A 16,952-nucleotide genomic window follows, 5' to 3' on the forward strand; every position below is an offset into this window, starting at 1 on the left:
CTCGTCGGGAGGTGTGATGGTCGGATCGATGCGTGCGCTGTTCGCCGCCGTGCTGGCGGTGGCCCTGTCGGGCTGCGCGACCGGTTACCTGCTGGACAACCAGGTCCAGTCCTTCTCGCAATTGCAGGCCCTGCCGACGCAGCCGACCTACCGGTTCGAGCGCGTCCTGTCCCAGCAGGTCGATCCCAACCAGCAGGCGCTGGAGGACCTGGCGGACCCGGCGCTGCACCGCGCCGGCCTGCGGCGCGACGATGCGGCGCCGCGCTACTCCGTGCAGGTGCTCGCCCGCACCGATCGCATCTTCTCGCCCTATGCCGATCCCTACTGGGGTGGCGGCTGGTCGCTGGGGTATGGCGGCCGCCACGGGGCCATCGGCTTCGGCGCGCCCTGGCCCAACTGGGACTCCTACTGGTTCCGCCGCCAGGTCACCCTGGTGCTGCGCGAGCTGCCCTCGAACCGGGTCGTGTACGAAACGCACGCATCCAACGAAGGGCCGCTGCTGGACAACCGAACAGTGCTCCCGGCGATGTTCGACGCGGCCATGCAGGGCTTCCCGGTGCCCCCGCCGGGGCCGCGGCGCGTGGACATCCACCTGGGCGGAAGGCCCTAGCGCAAGAATTCGGTTTGGGTTCTGTAAAGCCCTCCCTACAATGGGGCGTCATGGAAGCCACTCGCATCATTGCCGTGCGGCATGGCGAGACGGCCTGGAATGTGGACGCACGCATTCAAGGCCAGCTCGACATCCAGCTGAACGACACCGGGCGATGGCAGGCCCGGCTTGTGGGGCAAGCCCTCGCCGGCGAACCACTCAGCGCGATCTACTCCAGCGACCTCGGTCGCGCGCACGAGACCGCGCGGGCGATCAGCGACGCCGCCCAGGTTCCCGTGGTGGCGCATCCCGGCCTGCGCGAGCGGCGCTTCGGCATGTTCGAAGGCAAGACCTTCGACGAGATCCACACCAAGTGGCCGGAACACGCGCAGAACTGGCGCAAGCGCATCCCCGAGTGGCAGCCCCCCGAAGGCGGGGAGTCGCTGCTGCAGTTGCGCGAACGCGTCACCCGCACCATGAGCGACCTGGCTTCGCGGCATTACGGCGAGCTGATCGCCGTGGTGGCGCACGGCGGCGTCCTCGACACGCTGTACCGCGTCGCCACCGGACAGGAAGTCAACTCGCCGCGCACCTGGCAACTCCCGAACGGCGCGATCAACCGGTTGCTGTGGACCCCCGAAGGCTTCACGCTCGTGGGCTGGTCGGACACGCAGCACCTGGACCATGCAAATCTCGACCAAAACACCAATTTCTGAAGACCTCAAGCGGCTCGCCGGCCAGCCCGTCGCCGCCATCGATACCCCGGCCCTCGTCGTCGACCTCGACGCCATGCAGCGCAACCTGCACCGGATGGCCGAATTCACCCTGAAGCACAACCTGCGCTGGCGCCCGCACGCCAAGATGCACAAGAGCTCCGCCATCGCCAAGCTGCAGCTGCAGGCCGGCGCCGTGGGGGTGTGCGTGCAGAAGACCAGCGAGGCCGAGGCCATGGCCGCCGGCGGCGTCAACGACATCTACATCAGCAACGAAGTGGTCGCGCCGGCCAAGCTGGCGCGCGTGGCGGAGCTCGCCTACCAGCTCGCCGCGGAGCGCGGCCAGCTGGCGATCGCCGTCGACAGCATCGAGGGCATTCGCCGGCTGGCCAATGCGATGAACGACCGCCGCCGCACCGGCGAGGCGGCCATCATCGACGTCTTCGTGGAGATCGACGTCGGCCAGGGCCGCTGCGGCGTGCGCCCGGGGCGGCTGGCCGCCGAACTGGCGCTCGAGATCCGCCGGCACCCGGCGCTGCGCTTCGCCGGGCTGCAGGCCTACCACGGCAAGGCGCAGCACCTGCGCAGCGCCCAGGCCCGCCGGGACGCCGTGGCGACGGTCGTGCAGGACGTCCAGTTCACCCGCAAGATGATCGAGGCCGAAGGCCTGAGCGTGCCGCTGGTGACGGGCGCCGGCACCGGCAGCTTCGCCAACGAGGCGGCCAGCGGCGTCTTCGGCGAACTGCAGGCCGGCTCCTTCCTGTTCATGGACGCCGACTACGCCGCCAACGAGCGCGACCCGGCGCAGCCGCAGTTCGAGCACGCGCTGTTCGTGAAGGCGCAGGTCATGAGCTCGGGGCTGCTGCACGCCGTCTGCGACGCCGGCCACAAGAGCCACGCCATCGATTCCGGCCTGCCCACGGTGCTGGTGCGCGAGCCCACCGGTGAGCTCGAATACCTCAACGGCGGCGACGAGCACGGCATCCTGAAGCCCTGCGGCGGCAACCAGCGCGTGCCGCGCCTGGACGAGACGGTCTGGCTGATTCCCGGCCACTGCGACCCGACGGTCAACCTGCACAACCTGATGATCGGCGTCACCGGCGGACTGGAGCAGGGCCGCGTGGACAAGGTGATCCGGGTTGACGCCAGAGGCGCGCTGACCTGAGGCGCACCACAATCGGGGCATGACACCGAGCCCCGCCCCGGGCGTGGGGGCGCCATGAGCCCGAGCCAGGTCATCGTCCTGGCCACGCCGGTCTTCCTGCTGCTGATCGCGCTGGAGATCGCGTACGGGCTGCGCCGTGGCCGCAACACCTACCGCCTGAACGACGCCATCAACAGCATGTCGCTGGGCATGCTGAGCCAGATCACCGGCGTGCTCACGCGCCTGTTCCGCGTCGGCATCTACACCGCGGTGTTCTCCTGGGTCTCCGCCTGGCACGCCGAAGCCTTCTGGACCTCGCCGGCGGGCTGGCTGCTCGCGCTGCTGTTCTACGACTTCTGCTACTACTGGCTGCACCGCGCCGGCCACGAGGTGGCGGTGTTCTGGGCGGCGCACGTGGTGCACCACCAAAGCCAGGACTACAACCTGTCCACCGCGCTGCGCCAGACCAGCAGCGGCGCCCTGCTCGGCTGGATCTTCTACCTGCCGATGGCCGTGGCCGGCGTGCCGCCGCTGGTGTTCGGGATCGTCGCCCTGGTCGACCTGCTGTACCAGTACTGGGTGCACACGGAGCACGTGGGCAAGTTGGGCTGGTTCGACCGCGTGTTCTGCTCGCCCTCCAACCACCGGGTGCACCACGCCGTGAACGACGGCTACCTCGATCGCAACTACGGCGGCATCCTGATCGTGTGGGACCGGATGTTCGGCAGCTTCCGCGAGGAAGGCGAGCCCTGCGTCTACGGCACGCGCGCGCCGCTGGAAAGCTGGGATCCGCTGTGGTCCAACCTGGAGGTGTACTGGGCGCTCGCGCAGGACAGCTGGCATGCGCGTTCCTGGTCGGACAAGGTGCGCGTCTGGTTCAAGCCGCCCGGCTGGCGGCCGGCCGACGTGGCCGCGCGCTTTCCCAGGCCGGCCTTCGCACTGGCGCGCGTGCGGCGCTACCACCCGCCGATGACGCCCCGGCTCGCGGCCTTCGCCGTGCTGCAGTTCGGCGCGGCCTTGCTGGGCGTGCTGGTGTTCCTGTGGCATGCCGACCGGTTGCCGCTGTCGCAGTCCGTCGTGTGGCTGGCCGCGCTGACCGCGTCCTTGTGGGCCGTGGGCGCCGCCATGCAGGGGCGCATCGGCATGACGCAGGTGCTGCTGATCGAAGCCGCGGCGCTGGCGACGGMGACCGCGGCGCAGGGCTGGATCGAACTGCACCGCGTGTTCAAGCCGCTCACGATGGTGCTGGCGATCGCCTTCCTCGCGACGCGGGCGGACTGGCTGCGGTCGCAGCGCGGGTTCGACCTCAAGCTGCTGGCGGCGCTGCTGCTGTGCCTGGCGGGCGACGTGTTCCTGATGGTCCCGGGCTACTTCATCCCGGGCCTGGTGAGCTTTCTCGCCGCGCACCTCTGCTACCTCTTTCTGTTCCGCCAGGGCGTGCGCTGGTTTGCCAGCGGTCGCGCGCTGCTGGCCACGCTCGTTGCTGCGGGGGTGATGGTCGCGGTGCTGTTCCCGCACCTGGGCCCGGTGCTGCGCGTGGCGGTGACGGCCTATGCGCTGGTGATCGCCCTGATGGCCGCGCAGGCGATCGGGCGCGCCACGGTGCTGCGCGATCCGGCGTCGGTGGCGGTCGCGGTGGGCGCGGGCTTCTTCATGCTGAGCGACACGCTGCTGGCGATCAACCGGTTCGCGCAGCCCCTGCCGATGGCGTCCTTCGCCGTGCTGGCGACCTACTACCTGGCGCAGGTGCTGATCGTCAGCAACAGCCGGCCGGTGGCCGAGGCCATCGCCGAAGCGCGGTCTACGGCGTTGCAGGCGCCGGCCTGACCGGTTCGTCGCGGGCGATGCGCCCGTCGACCAGTTCCACCAGGCGGTCGCAGCGCGCGGCCAGCCGCGGGTCGTGCGTGACGACCACGAAGGTGGTGCCGCGCTCCGCGTGCATGCGCCGCAGCTGCACGAACACCTCGTCCGCCGAAGCGGTGTCCAGGTTGCCGGTGGGTTCGTCGGCCAGCACCAGGGCCGGCTGCAGCACGAGGGCACGGGCGATCGCCACCCGCTGCTGCATGCCGCCGGACAACTCCGAGGGACGCTTGTCGATCGCCGCGGCAAGCCCCACGGACGCGAGCAGGTCGCGGCCATGTTCGCGCTGCGCGGTGCCCACGCGGCCCTCGCTCATCAGCACCGGCAGCGTCACGTTCTCCAGCGCGGTGAAGGCCGGCAGCAGGTGGTGGAACTGGAACACGAAGCCGAGCGTGCGCCGGCGGCGCAGCGTGATCTGGGCGTCGTCCAGTCCCGCCACCTCCTCGCCCTGCAGCCGGTAGCTGCCGGCGGTCATCCGCTCCAGCAGGCCGACGATGTTCAGCAGCGTGCTCTTGCCGGAACCGGAGGGTCCGACGAGCGCGACGAACTCGCCGGCGCGCACGCGCAGCGACAGCCCGTGCAGCACCTCGGCCTCGTTGGGCAGCCCGATGTTGTAGCTCTTGCGCACGTCCTCCAGCGCGACCAGCTCGTCCTTCATAGGCGGATCGCCCGGGCCGGGTCCATCGCCGCGGCGCGGCGTGCCGGCGCGACCGCCGCGAGCACGCCACAGGCCAGCGCCAGCAGCCCGAGCTGCAGGGCGAGCGACAGCGGCAGCCCGATCACGAACAGCGGCTGCCCGTCGCTGCCGCGCACGAAGTGGGTGAACAGGAAGATCATCGCCCGGGCCAGCAGCAGCCCCAGCACCGAGCCGGCGGCGCCCACGATCGCGCCCTGCAACAGGAACAGCCGCAGCACCTGGCCGCGCGTGGCGCCCATCGCGCGCAGGATGCCGATCTCGCGCTGCTTCTGCACCACCGACACCACCATCACGCTGGCGATGCCCAGCACCACCACGATGACCACCACCACGCGGATCAGCATGGTGCTGATGGTCTGCGCGTGGAGCGCGGTGACCAGCTGCACGTTGCTCTCCTGCCAGCTCTCCACCTTGTAGGGCAGCTGGCTGCGCAGTTCGTCGGCCAGCACCTGCGCGTTCCACACGTCGCGCAGCCCCAGGTCCAGGCTGGTGGCGCCGCCCGGCAGGCCCAGCATGTTCTGGGCGGCGCGCAGCGGAACGATCACGGTGCGGCGATTGAGGTCCTTCACGCCCAGGTCGACGATGGCGGTCACGCGCATCGCGTCGCTCACGCTGCCGGTCTGCACGGTGAAGCGATCGCCCGGCCGCACGCCCAGGTCGTGCGCCAGTTCGCTGCCGACGATCGCCTCGCCCGGTCCCAGCCGCGCCTCGCCCGCGACCACCTTGGAGCGCAGGCCGACGATGCGGTCGTAGCGGTCTAGTTCGACCCCCAGCAGCGCCACCGCCTGGCTGGCTTCACCGCGCAGCGCGAGTCCCGACCCCGACACCATGGGCGACACCGCCGCCACTCCGGCATGCGCCTCCAGCAGCGGCAGCACGGACTGCCAGTTGGCCACGGAGCGCAGCCGCTGCGCGCGCGGCTGCGTATCGGTGATGGAGCGCTGGTCGGCGGGCACGGCCATGGCCGGCGTGACCACGTCCTCCGGCGCCGAGATGCTCACGTGCGCCTGCGCGCCCAGGGTCTTGGCCAGCGTGTTGCCCTGCAGGCCGCTGATCAGCGCGGAGATGTAGGCGATCACGGCCACGCCGGCCGCTACGCCGATCACGATCAGCACGCTCTGCATCCGCCCCTCGCGCAGGAAGCGCCAGGCCACGCGCCACTCGAAGCCCAGGGGCGTCATCGCGCCGCGCTCACTTGCCCATTGTCTGGCTGATGCCGGACATGGCATCGCCGCTGCCGCTGGCGTTGCGCACCTGCGGCGAGCGCGAAGGCTCCCACTCGACGCGCTGCACGCGCACGCGCGCGCCCGGCTTGAGCGCGGGCGCCAGCAGCACCAGCTCGCCCTCCTTCACGCCGGACAGCAATTCGACGGCATCCAGCGTGCGCAGGTCCGTGCGCACCGGACGCTCCACCGCGCGATGCCCTTCCACGACCAGCATCGTGTCGCCCGACGGGCCTGTGCGCAGCGCGCGCGACGGCAGCACCAGGGCGCGCTCGCGCCGCGCGGTCTCCACTTCCGCGGACAGGGTCATGTCCTCGCGCAGGAAGGCAGGGGGCGGCTGGTCGAGCGAGAACTTCACCTCCACCGCGCCGCGCTGCGCGTCCACTTCGGGGGCGATGCTCAGGATGGTGGCGGCCAGCCGCTGGCCGGCGAAGGCATCCGCGACCACCACGGCCTTCTGGCCCACGCGCAGCTGCTCCAGGAAGCGCTCGTCCACCTGCGCGACGATCTGGGTCGGCCCGGCGAGCGCCAGCCCCAGCAGCGCCTTGCCGGGCTGCACGATCTGGCCCGGCTCCACCTGGCGCGAGAGCACCCGCGCGGCGGCGGGGGACGCGATGACCGCCTGGGTCAGCCGTGCCTTCGCGGCGGCGATCGCGGCGCGCGCCGCCTGCCGCTGCGCCGCCGCGACGTCCACCGCGCGCCGGGCATCGTCGGCCCGGGACGCGGTGACGAAGCCCTGGGCCACCAGGGCTTCCGTGCGTTGGAGTTCGGCCTGCGCATTGACCAGGGTGGCGCCGGCCTGCTGTTCGGTCGCGACGGCCTGGGCCAGTGCCGCCTTGAGCTCCTCGGACTCCAGCCGGATCAGCGGCTGGTCTTCCCGCACCCGGTCGCCTTCGCGCACCAGCACCTCCTCGACCCGGCCCGTCACCGTGCTGCCCACGTCGACGCGCGACAGCGTCGCGACGCGCGCGGAAAACTGCAGGGTGCGCACCAGCGGTGCGTAGTGCGCCGCCACCGCGTCGGAGGGCGCGCCGCGCAGCGCGAACCAGGCGAGCCCGCCGACCACCACCAGGCCCACGGCCGCCGCCGACCAGAGCCAGCGGGTGGGGGGCAGGCGCAGGGTCATGGGGTCAGGACGGATCGAACAAGCCGCCCTCGGTGCGCGTGGGGGTGACCCCAAGGTGCCGGTAGGCCGCGAGGGTCGCCACCCGGCCACGCGGCGTGCGCTGCAGGTAGCCCTGCTGGATCAGGTAGGGCTCGATCACGTCCTCGATGGTGTCACGTTCCTCGCCGATCGATGCGGCGACGTTGTCCAGACCCACGGGTCCGCCGTCGAAGCGGTGGATCACCGCCTCCAGCAGCTTGCGGTCCATCACGTCGAAGCCGAGCGGGTCCACGTCCAGCATGGTCAGTGCCTTCTGCGCGATCTCGCGGTCGATGCGTCCGGTGCCCTTGACGTCGGCGTAGTCGCGCACCCGGCGCAACAGCCGGTTGGCGATGCGGGGCGTGCCGCGCGATCGGCGCGCGATCTCGGCGGCGCCTTCGGCATCGATCGGCGCGTTGAGCAGGCCGGCGCTGCGGTGCACGATGCGGGTGAGTTCCTCCGCCGTGTAGAACTCCAGCCGCGCGACGATGCCGAAGCGGTCGCGCAGCGGGTTGGTCAGCATGCCGGCGCGCGTGGTGGCGCCCACCAGCGTGAACGGCTGCAGGTCCAGCTTGATCGAGCGGGCTGCCGGCCCCTCGCCGATCATGATGTCGATCTGGTAATCCTCCAGCGCGGGGTAGAGGATCTCCTCCACCACCGGCGACAGGCGATGGATCTCGTCGATGAACAGGACGTCGTTGCGTTCCAGGTTGGTCAGCAGCGCGGCCAGGTCCTTCGGCTTCTCCAGCACCGGCCCGGAGGTCGAGCGCAGGTTCACGCCCAGCTCGTTGGCGATGATGTGCGACAGCGTGGTCTTGCCCAGGCCCGGCGGGCCGAACAGCAGCACGTGGTCCAGCGCCTCGCCGCGCTTGCGGGCCGCGCCGATGAAGATCTCCAGCTGTTCGCGCGTCTTGGCCTGGCCGACGTATTCCGCCAGGCCCTTGGGACGCAGCGCGCGCTCCATCGCTTCTTCGGCCGGCGACGCGGGCGCGGCCGAGACCACGCGCTTGTCCGGCGGCGGAGCGAAGTCGTCGGTCTGGATGGCCATCAGCAAACGTCTCCCGGTCGGATCATCGCGCCAGGGCCTTCAGCGCCTGCTTGATGCCCTCGCTCACGCTCACCTCCTTGGGCAGCGACTTCAGGGCGGCGGCGGCTTCCTTGTCGCTGTAGCCCAGGGCGACCAGCGCCTGCAGGATGTCGGCCTGCGCATCGTCCACCGGCCCGGCCACGTGGCCCAGGTCGGCGCCGATCTTGCCTTTCAGCTCCAGCAGCAGCCGTTCCGCCGTCTTCTTGCCGATGCCCGGCACCTTGACCAGCCGGCTCGCGTCCTGCTGCGTCACGGCCTGGCCGATGTCGGCGACGCTCATGCCGCTCAGCACCGCCAGCGCCGTGCGCGGACCCACGCCGGAAATCTTGATCAACTGGCGGAACGCCTCGCGCTCGCTCGGGGAGCCGAAGCCGAACAGGATCTGGGCGTCCTCGCGCACCACGAAGTGCGTCAGCAGCGACACCTTGTCGCCCACGCCGGGCAGGTTGTAGAAGGTGCTCATGGGGACGTCGACCTCGTAGCCGACGCCATGGCAGTCCACCAGCACCTGGGGCGGGTTCTTCTCGGCCAGCGTCCCCGTCAATTTGCCTATCATTGCGATCCCTCTCACGGGATTATCAGCTTGATTCTCCGACACGCCTTCAGTCCCCTGAACAACAGCCGCCTCATGCACCTGTGCGGCGCCATGGACGAACACCTGAGGACCATCGAGACGGGGCTGCAGGTCCGCATCTCGCATCGCCAGGAACATTTCCGGGTGGAGGGACCCAAGGCCAAGGCGGAAAAGGCCCTCGACGTGCTCCAGGCGCTGTACGAACTGGCCGGGCGCACGATCTCCAAGGAGAAGGTGCAGCTGGTGCTGGCCAGCGACACGGCGATGGAAGAAGCCGAGGACGGCGCGCTGGTGCTGCACACGCGCCGCACCGACCTGAAGGCGCGCACGCCCAACCAGAGCGTGTACCTGGACAACATCGCCGGCCACGACATCACCTTCGGCATCGGCCCCGCCGGCACCGGCAAGACCTATCTCGCGGTGGCCTGCGCGGTGGACGCGCTGGAGCGCAGCGCGGTGCAGCGCATCGTGCTGACCCGTCCCGCCGTGGAAGCGGGCGAGAAGCTGGGCTTCCTGCCCGGCGACCTGACGCAGAAGGTCGATCCCTACCTGCGCCCGCTGTACGACGCGCTGTACGACCTGATGGGCTTCGAGCGCGTCACCAAGGCCTTCGAGCGCAATGCGCTGGAGATCGCGCCGCTGGCCTTCATGCGCGGGCGCACGCTGAACAACGCCTTCGTGATCCTGGACGAGGCGCAGAACACGACGCCGGAGCAGATGAAGATGTTCCTCACGCGCATCGGCTTCGGCAGCAAGTGCGTGGTGACCGGCGACGTGAGCCAGATCGACCTGCCCAAGGGATCGCTGTCGGGGCTGGTCGAGGCCGAGTACGTGCTCAAGCGCGTCAAGGGCATCGCCCACACCCGCTTCACCAGCGCCGACGTCGTGCGGCATCCACTGGTGGCGCGCATCGTCGACGCCTACGACGCGGCGCGCAAGAGCGAGCGATGACGCCGGCGCTGGACCTGTCGCTGCAGTTCGGCGACTTCCCGGGCGCGGCTGCGCACCGGGCGGTGCTGCGGGCGGCGCGCGTAAAGCAATGGGTCGGCACGGCGCTGGCGCGCCCCGCGGAGATCGCGGTGCGCATCGTCGGCGCCGACGAAGGCCAGGCGCTCAACCGCGAATACCGCCGCAAGGACTACGCCACCAACGTGCTGACCTTCGACTACACCCGCGACCCCGTGGTGGCGGCCGACCTGGTGCTGTGCGCGCCGGTGGTGGAGCGGGAAGCGAAGGAACAGGGCAAGACCCTGGAAGCGCACTACGCGCACCTGCTGGTGCACGGCACCCTGCACGCGCAGGGGTACGACCACGAGACGGGCGAGCGCGATGCGCTGGAGATGGAGGCGCTGGAGATCCTGCTGCTGGCGGTGCTGGGGTATCCGAACCCGTATTGATCGCTGGGGTTCGCCTGTGGGCTCACCCCAGCCTGCGGGGGCTGCGCTCACCACCAGCCTACGGATCGCGCGGCGTCTCCCGTAGGCTGGCGGTGTCCAAGTAGGCTGGCGGTGAGCCCGCAGGCGAACCCCAGCATCACCGCACCGTGATCGGAATCGTCACCGGCCCGTCGTTCACCAGGTGCACCTGCATGTCGGCTGCGAATTCGCCGGTCTGCACCACCGGGTGCGCCGCGCGCGCCTTGGCCACGAAGTCTTCGTAGAGCCTGCGCCCTTCCTCGGGCGGCGCCGCGTTGGTGAAGCTGGGCCGGTTGCCGCCGCTGGTGTCGGCCGCCAGCGTGAACTGGCTCACCAGCAGCAGGCCGCCGGCCACGTCCTGCACGCTGCGGTTCATCTTGCCGGCCTCGTCGCTGAAGATGCGCAGCTTCAGCAGCTTGGCCAGCAGCTTGTCGCCCTGCGCCTCGCCGTCGCCGCGCTCGGCGCACACCAGCACCAGCAGGCCCGGTCCGATTTCGCCGACGGTCCGGCCGTCCACCACCACCTTCGCCTCGCGCACGCGCTGCACCAGGGCCAGCATCAGATCAGGTCCTTTTCGTCGTCGAAGTGCGCTTCCACGTCGCTGGGCAGCAGCTGGATGGTGGCGCGCAGGCCCGGCACGGCGCTCATGAGCGCCTGTTCGACCGTCGTGCGCACCGCCGCCGCCCGGCCCAGCGTCCAGGTGGCCGGCATGTGCATGTGCAAGTCCACGAAACGGCGCTGGCCCGAGCGGCGCGTGGACACGTGGTCGAAGCGGATGGTGTGGTGCTTGAACTGCTCCAGGGTCTTGTCGATCTCCGCGATCACCTCCGGCTCCAGCGCGCGGTCCATCAGGCCTTCGGACGATTTCCACACCAGGTGCACGCCCTCGCGCAGGATGTTCGCCGCCACCAGGATGCCGACCACCGGGTCCAGCCACAGCCAGCCGGTCGCGACCACCAGGCCGACGCCGACGATCACGCCGACCGAGGTCCACACGTCGGTGAACAGGTGGCGGGCGTCGCCTTCCAGCGCCATGGACCGGTGCGTGCGCGAGGACTGCAGCATCGCCCAGGCCAGGGCGCCGTTGATGGCGGAGCTCACCACCGACAGCACCAGGCCGATGCCCACCTGTTCCAGCGGCTGCGGCGCGCGCAGCCGCAGCACGGCGGCCCACATGATGCCGGCGGCCGCCACCATGATCAGCAGCCCCTCGAAGCCGGCGGAGAAGTACTCCGCCTTGTGGTGGCCGTAGGGATGGTCCTCGTCGGCCGGGCGCTGCGCGATCTTGACCATCAGCAGCGCGAAGGCGGCGCCGGCCAGGTTGACGATGGACTCCATCGCGTCGGACAGCAGGCCGACCGAGCCGGTGAGCCACCAGGCGAGCGTCTTCAGGGCAATGGTGAGGGCCGCCACGAAGACGGACCAGCGCAGGAGCACCTGGGGTTCCAGGCGTTGCGCGGCAAGGGCAAGGGACATGCCCCGGATTGTGCGGCAGGCCTGCGTGCAAGAATCTTGCGCATGCGCATGCTCAGCCGCTATCGCGCGCCTTTCGCGCTCTGGCTCGCCCTCACGGCGGCGGGTTGCGTGCTGCTGGCGCGGGCCGAGCTGGCGCACCTGCGCGAGGCCTTCGAGACCGATGCGCGCATCGCCCACCGGCTCCTGAGCCAGCGCGTGGTGCAGCACGACGCGATCCTCGCCACGCTGGCGCTGCTGCAGCCGGCGGGCGTGGCGGGCGCAGCCTCCGCGGAGCAGCGGCTGCCCGCGCTCTATCCGCAGATCCTGTCGGTGCAGCGGCGCGATGCAAGCCAGGCCTGGCCGGACGCGGCACTCGCCGCGGCGGAGACGCGCTCGCGCAGCGCACGGCGGCCGGCGCTGGCCGATGCGGATTTCGCCGCCGGCCGCTATCGCGTGGTGCTGGCGGCGGAGCCTGCGAGCTTCGCGGCGCAATTCGACCTGCGCCAGCTCGTGCCCTGGAGCGAATGGCCCACACCGCGCGACACCAGCCCGGTGTCCTTCGCCCTGGAACACGAAGGCCAGCGCTTCGCGCTGCAGCCGGGACACGGCACGGGCCCCTGGACCTTCGAGTTCCGCAAGCACCTGGCGGCCGAGAGCCAGCCTTTCGAAGTGGTGGGGCTTCGCAGCGTCGGCTGGGCCGAACTGCCCTGGGGCTGGATGCTCGCGTGGGCCGCGGCGATGGCCCTGGCGGTCGCCGGCTGGCAGGCGCTGCGGCGGCAGCGCGCCGAACGCCTGCGCGCCGAGGAACTGCTGCGCCTGGGCCAGGTCGCGCGGCTGAACACGCTCGGCGAGCTGGCCGCGGGCATGGCGCACGAACTGAACCAGCCGCTGGCCGCCGTGCTGGCCAGCAGCCAGGCCGCGCGCCGCCTGCTCGATGACGAGCCGCCGGACCTGGCGACCGCACGCGGGGCGCTGCGGCAAGCCGAGGAGCAGGCGCGGCGCGCCGCCGACGTGCTCGCCCGGCTGCGGCGCGGCGTGGAGCGCCCCGCGGACCGCGCGGCGCTGCAGCCGGTGGTGCTGCAGGACGCGGTGCGCAATGCCTTCTACCTGCTGGAACCGGAATTCGCGCGCCGCCAGGTGGCGCCCAGCCTGCAGGCGCAGGGTGCGGACGTCGCCGTGCAGGCCGAGCCGGTGGCGCTGGAGCAGATCATCCACAACCTGCTCACCAACGCGCTGCAGGCGCTGGACCAGGTGCCGCCGCAGGAGCGGCAGCTTTCGGTCACGCTGGAGGCGCGGCAGGGCGAAGGCGCGCTGACGGTCGGCGACAGCGGGCCGGGGATCGCGCCCGAGGTGCTGCCGCGCATCTTCGAGCCCTTCTTCACCACGCGCGACCACGGGCTGGGCCTGGGCCTGAGCCTGTGCGAGAGCCTGGCGGCCGGCATGGGCGGCCACCTGGGCGTGCAGGCGCGCGCACCGCGCGGCGCCGCCTTCACCCTGCGCCTGCCGCTGGCGGCGGCCGCATGAAGGCGCCGGCTTTTCGCGCGGGGGTCGGCGAATGAGCGCGCCGCTGTCGCCCCTCATCCACCTGATCGACGATGACGAGGCGGTGCGCAGCAGCCTCGCCCTGCTGATCTCCACCGTGGGGCTGCGAGTGCAGGGCTGGGCCGATCCGCTGCAGTTCCTGCGCGAATTCCCGCGCGGAGACATCGGCGCGATCGTCCTCGACGTGCGGATGCCCGGCATCAGCGGCCTGGCGGTGCTGGAGACGCTGGTGCGCGAAGGCGTGGACCAGCCGGTGATCATGCTCACCGGCCACGGCACGGTGGAGATGTGCCGGCGTGCGTTCAAGTCCGGCGCCGCGGAGTTCCTGGAAAAGCCGGTGGACGACGAGGCGCTGCTGGAGGGGCTGCAGAACGCCGTGCGCCAGCACGTGAAGTCGCGCGAGCGGCTGGCCGCGGACCGCGCGGCGCGCGAGCGCTATGCGCAACTGTCCGAGCGCGAGAAGGAGGTGGTCGGCTTCATCGTCGAAGGCCTCACCAACAAGGAGATCGGCCGCGCCCTTTCGCTGTCGCCGCGCACGGTGGAGACCCATCGCGCCAACCTGTTCGCCAAGCTGCAGGCCGACTCGCTGGCGCAGCTGATCCGGCGGTATGCCAGCCTGATCGACGAGGGCTGAGCGCTGGGGTTCGCCTGGGCGCTCACGCCGCCTGCGGGAATGCACGACAGCGTCGGCTCGTAGGCTGGGGTGAGCGCGCAGCCGAACCCCGGCGCTCCGTAGTTCTACGGACCCCGAGGCGTAGCCGTACGAATGTTGCCGACGACGCGCCTTTCCTACAGTTCTCCCACGGTCACCACCGACCGGAACCACGTCAGGAGAACCCCTTGCGCCTCATCGCTTCCGCCCTCGCCGCCTCCCTCGCCTTCGCCGCCGTCGGCGCCCACGCCCAGGCCGTGCGCAGCGAGCGCAACATCTCCCTGGCCCTGGCCGGCCAGATCGCCACCGAGGCCGTGAACGCCTGCGCCGCCAACGGCTACGCCGTCGCCGCCACCGTCGTCGACCGCGCCGGCACCGTGCGTGCCGTGATGCGCGCCGACAATGCCGGCCCGCACACCCTGGCCTCCAGCGAGCGCAAGGCCTGGACCTCGGCTTCCGCCAGGAACACCACCCAGGCCATGATGCAGGGTGCCCAGGCCAACCCGGCCGGCGCCAACCTGGTTTACCTGCCCGGCTTCCTGCTGCTGGGCGGCGGCGTGCCGGTCAAGGTCGGCAACGACACCATCGGCGCGGTCGGCGTCGGCGGCGCGCCCGGCGGCCACCTGGACGAGCAGTGCGCGATGGCCGCGATCGAGAAGGTGAAAGGACAACTGCAATGAAGATCCTCCCCAGCCTGGTCCTGTCCCTGGCCGCCACGGTGGCGGCGCTGGGTGCGGCGACCGTGCAGGCGCAGGTCGGCCCGTCGGCCAGCGAGTCGGCCCGCTACCAGGGCCTGCACGCCGCGGCGCACGCGGGCGATGCCGCGCGCATCGCCACGCTGGCAGCCGGCGGCGCCGACCTGAACGCCCGCGACGGCCATGGCCGCACGCCGCTGCACGTCGCTACCTTCGCGAAGCAGCGCGGCGCGGTCCAGGCCCTGGCCAAGGCCGGCGCCCACCTGAACCTGCTGGAGAACGACCGCTACGACGCCGTGACCATCGCCTCCGTCGCCAACGACGAGGAGACGCTGCGCCTGCTGCTGTCGCTGGGCGCCAGTGCCAAGCAGGTGACCAGCCGCTACGACGGCACCGCGCTGATCGCCGCCGCGCACCTGGGCCACGCGGGGGTGGTGCAGCAGCTGATCGCCGCCGGCGCACCGCTGGACCACGTCAACAACCTGCACTGGACGGCGACGATCGAGTCCATCGTGCTGGGCGACGGCGGGGCGCGGCACCAGGCCACGCTCAAGGCGCTGGTCGCGGCGGGCGCCAACCTGCAGCTGGCCGACCGCGAGGGCCGCACGCCGCTGCAGCTGGCGCAGGCCCGCGGCTACGGCGAGATGGTGAAGATGCTGGAGGCGGCGCGCTCGCGCTGAGCCGCCGCGGCCGGCCCGCCTGGGACCGGCGCGGGTTCGCCCTTGCTCACGCCAGCGTGACGCGGGCGAACTTGCGCTTGCCGACCTGCACCACATAGGTGCCGGCGGCCAGTTTCAGGCCCTTGTCGCTCACGGTGCCGGAGTCCACCCGCACGCCGCCGCCGTCGACCAGCCGGTTGGCCTCGCTGGTGGACGGCGCCAAGCCCGCCTGCTTGAGCAGCTGGGCGATGCCCAGCGGAGCGCCGGTGAGCGTCACTTCCGGAATCTCGTCCGGGATGCCGCCCTTGCTGCGGTTGACGAAGTCCTGCTCGGCCGCGTCCGCCACGGCCGGGCTGTGGAAGCGGGCCGTGACTTCCTTGGCCAGCAGCACCTTGGCGTCCCGCGGGTTGCGCCCGCCCTGCACCTCCGCCCGGAGCGCCGCGATCTCGTCGGCGCGGCGGAAGGACAGCAGGGTGAACCAGCGCCACATCAGGGTGTCCGAGATCGACATCACCTTGGCGAACATGGTGTTCCCGTCTTCGGTGACGCCGATGTAGTTGTTCTTGCTCTTGGACATCTTCTCGACGCCGTCGAGGCCCTCGAGCAGGGGCATGGTCAGGATGCACTGCGGCTCCTGCCCGTATTCCTGCTGCAAATGGCGGCCCATGAGCAGGTTGAACTTCTGGTCGGTACCGCCGAGCTCCAGGTCGCTCTTGAGCGCGACCGAGTCGTAGCCCTGCATCAGCGGGTACAGGAATTCGTGGATGCTGATGGGCGTGCCGGCCTTGAACCGGTCGTGGAAGTCGTTGCGCTCCATCATCCGGGCCACCGTGTACCTGGCGGCCAGCTGGATCATCCCGCGGGCGCCCAGCGGGTCGCTCCACTCGCTGTTGTAGCGCAGCTCGGTGCGCTCCGGATCCAGGATCTTGTCGGCCTGGGCGCGGTAGGTCTCGGCGTTGGTCCGGATCTGCTCGGCGCTCAGGGGCGGCCGGGTGCTGTTCCGGCCGGACGGGTCGCCGATCATGGACGTGAAGTCGCCGATCAGAAAGATCACCTGGTGGCCCAGGTCTTGCAACTGGCGCAGCTTGTTCAGCACCACCGTGTGGCCGATGTGGATGTCCGGCGCCGTCGGGTCCAGCCCGAGCTTGATGCGCAGCGGCACCCCGGACGCCTCGGAGCGCGCCAGCTTCTGTTCCCAGTCCTCCTTGGGAATCAGCTCTTCCGCGCCCCGCAGCGTGACCGCCATGGCCTCGCGCACACGGTCGGTGACGGGCAGGCTTTTTGTAACAACGTCTTGATTCATAAGGGGTTTTACGGAGGATGGGCCGCGTGGGCTGGCTATACTGCGGCTCGTCTTATCGCTGTCGATTCTAGTTCCGGCAGTCTTTCTTTCCTTCCCGCCATCAGCGCAAGCCGCGCCAGTGTGCAGGAAGCCACCTGACCAGGCCGTAGGACCGGTTCCTACACTGCAGGCGAAAAAGGTTCTTAGTGAAGCAATCTTGG

The 16,952-nt window shown here is 70.8% G+C and carries 18 protein-coding genes; 10 read left to right on the plus strand and 8 right to left on the minus strand.

Features of this window, described 5'->3' with window-relative positions; translation table 11 throughout:
• The first annotated feature begins 16 nt into the window (after positions 1 to 16).
• The 4 genes from AC1DSA_RS00735 to AC1DSA_RS00750 are packed head-to-tail and all read left to right on the plus strand — an operon-like array spanning position 17 to position 4,273.
• On the plus strand, positions 17 to 610 hold the full coding sequence (locus AC1DSA_RS00735) for a DUF4136 domain-containing protein (protein ID WP_477885043.1): 594 nt from the start codon (positions 17 to 19) through the stop codon (positions 608 to 610).
• 50 nt (positions 611 to 660) lie between these two features.
• On the plus strand, positions 661 to 1,305 hold the full coding sequence (locus AC1DSA_RS00740) for a histidine phosphatase family protein (protein ID WP_477885045.1): 645 nt from the start codon (positions 661 to 663) through the stop codon (positions 1,303 to 1,305).
• Positions 1,274 to 2,467, plus strand: coding sequence for a DSD1 family PLP-dependent enzyme (locus AC1DSA_RS00745; protein WP_477885047.1), 1,194 nt, complete (start codon positions 1,274 to 1,276; stop codon positions 2,465 to 2,467). Before AC1DSA_RS00740 ends, AC1DSA_RS00745 begins: the two co-directional genes overlap by 32 nt.
• A gap of 54 nt (positions 2,468 to 2,521) precedes the next feature.
• Entirely contained in the window at positions 2,522 to 4,273 is a 1,752-nt protein-coding gene (locus AC1DSA_RS00750; protein ID WP_477885049.1) for a lysoplasmalogenase family protein, read from the plus strand.
• On the opposite strand, the gene AC1DSA_RS00755 is transcribed toward AC1DSA_RS00750, so the two are convergent.
• Genes AC1DSA_RS00755 through ruvA form a run of 5 tightly spaced genes read right to left on the minus strand, consistent with a single transcriptional unit; the run spans position 4,248 to position 9,013 of the window.
• Positions 4,248 to 4,964, minus strand: a complete 717-nt coding sequence (locus AC1DSA_RS00755) for an ABC transporter ATP-binding protein (protein WP_477885051.1) — start codon at positions 4,962 to 4,964, stop codon at positions 4,248 to 4,250. The genes AC1DSA_RS00750 and AC1DSA_RS00755 overlap by 26 nt on opposite strands.
• Positions 4,961 to 6,184, minus strand: coding sequence for an ABC transporter permease (locus AC1DSA_RS00760; protein ID WP_477885053.1), 1,224 nt, complete (start codon positions 6,182 to 6,184; stop codon positions 4,961 to 4,963). Before AC1DSA_RS00760 ends, AC1DSA_RS00755 begins: the two co-directional genes overlap by 4 nt.
• A gap of 10 nt (positions 6,185 to 6,194) precedes the next feature.
• The gene (locus tag AC1DSA_RS00765; RefSeq protein ID WP_477885055.1) at positions 6,195 to 7,352 is read right to left on the minus strand and encodes an efflux RND transporter periplasmic adaptor subunit; all 1,158 of its coding nucleotides are present in this window, start codon (positions 7,350 to 7,352) and stop codon (positions 6,195 to 6,197) included.
• A 4-nt stretch (positions 7,353 to 7,356) separates the two neighbouring features.
• On the minus strand, positions 7,357 to 8,418 hold the full coding sequence (gene ruvB, locus AC1DSA_RS00770; protein WP_477885057.1) for a Holliday junction branch migration DNA helicase RuvB: 1,062 nt from the start codon (positions 8,416 to 8,418) through the stop codon (positions 7,357 to 7,359).
• A 22-nt stretch (positions 8,419 to 8,440) separates the two neighbouring features.
• Positions 8,441 to 9,013, minus strand: a complete 573-nt coding sequence (gene ruvA / locus AC1DSA_RS00775; protein WP_477885059.1) for a Holliday junction branch migration protein RuvA — start codon at positions 9,011 to 9,013, stop codon at positions 8,441 to 8,443.
• Between the two features lie 27 nt (positions 9,014 to 9,040).
• Between ruvA and AC1DSA_RS00780 the strand changes: the two genes are divergently transcribed.
• Both AC1DSA_RS00780 and ybeY read left to right on the plus strand, forming a co-directional pair.
• Entirely contained in the window at positions 9,041 to 9,982 is a 942-nt protein-coding gene (locus AC1DSA_RS00780; protein WP_477885061.1) for a PhoH family protein, read from the plus strand.
• Positions 9,979 to 10,428 (plus strand): rRNA maturation RNase YbeY, encoded by a 450-nt coding sequence (ybeY, locus tag AC1DSA_RS00785; RefSeq protein ID WP_477885063.1) that lies wholly within the window; start codon positions 9,979 to 9,981, stop codon positions 10,426 to 10,428. Before AC1DSA_RS00780 ends, ybeY begins: the two co-directional genes overlap by 4 nt.
• A gap of 136 nt (positions 10,429 to 10,564) precedes the next feature.
• Here the strand turns inward: ybeY and dtd are convergent, their stop codons facing one another.
• Positions 10,565 to 11,005: a D-aminoacyl-tRNA deacylase gene (gene dtd, locus AC1DSA_RS00790; RefSeq protein WP_477885065.1), complete on the minus strand. Its 441-nt coding sequence runs from the start codon at positions 11,003 to 11,005 to the stop codon at positions 10,565 to 10,567.
• A complete protein-coding gene (locus AC1DSA_RS00795) occupies positions 11,005 to 11,922 on the minus strand; it encodes a cation diffusion facilitator family transporter (protein WP_477885067.1) in 918 nt (305 codons plus the stop codon). The genes dtd and AC1DSA_RS00795 overlap by 1 nt, the downstream gene beginning before the upstream one ends.
• 42 nt (positions 11,923 to 11,964) lie before the next feature.
• On the opposite strand from AC1DSA_RS00795, the gene AC1DSA_RS00800 reads away from it, so the two are divergent.
• The 4 genes from AC1DSA_RS00800 to AC1DSA_RS00815 all read left to right on the plus strand — a co-directional run bounded on the left by AC1DSA_RS00800 (position 11,965) and on the right by AC1DSA_RS00815 (position 15,470).
• Positions 11,965 to 13,425, plus strand: a complete 1,461-nt coding sequence (locus tag AC1DSA_RS00800) for a sensor histidine kinase (protein WP_477885069.1) — start codon at positions 11,965 to 11,967, stop codon at positions 13,423 to 13,425.
• A gap of 31 nt (positions 13,426 to 13,456) precedes the next feature.
• The gene (locus AC1DSA_RS00805; protein ID WP_477885071.1) at positions 13,457 to 14,077 is read left to right on the plus strand and encodes a response regulator transcription factor; all 621 of its coding nucleotides are present in this window, start codon (positions 13,457 to 13,459) and stop codon (positions 14,075 to 14,077) included.
• A 206-nt stretch (positions 14,078 to 14,283) separates the two neighbouring features.
• The gene (locus tag AC1DSA_RS00810; protein ID WP_477885073.1) at positions 14,284 to 14,775 is read left to right on the plus strand and encodes a GlcG/HbpS family heme-binding protein; all 492 of its coding nucleotides are present in this window, start codon (positions 14,284 to 14,286) and stop codon (positions 14,773 to 14,775) included.
• On the plus strand, positions 14,772 to 15,470 hold the full coding sequence (locus tag AC1DSA_RS00815) for an ankyrin repeat domain-containing protein (protein WP_477885075.1): 699 nt from the start codon (positions 14,772 to 14,774) through the stop codon (positions 15,468 to 15,470). Before AC1DSA_RS00810 ends, AC1DSA_RS00815 begins: the two co-directional genes overlap by 4 nt.
• A 46-nt stretch (positions 15,471 to 15,516) precedes the next feature.
• Here AC1DSA_RS00815 and tyrS read toward each other — a convergent pair whose 3' ends face one another.
• A complete protein-coding gene (gene tyrS, locus AC1DSA_RS00820; protein WP_477885077.1) occupies positions 15,517 to 16,752 on the minus strand; it encodes a tyrosine--tRNA ligase in 1,236 nt (411 codons plus the stop codon).
• Between the last annotated feature and the right edge of the window lie 200 nt (positions 16,753 to 16,952).

Source organism: Ramlibacter sp. P4_H7 (assembly GCF_056400765.1).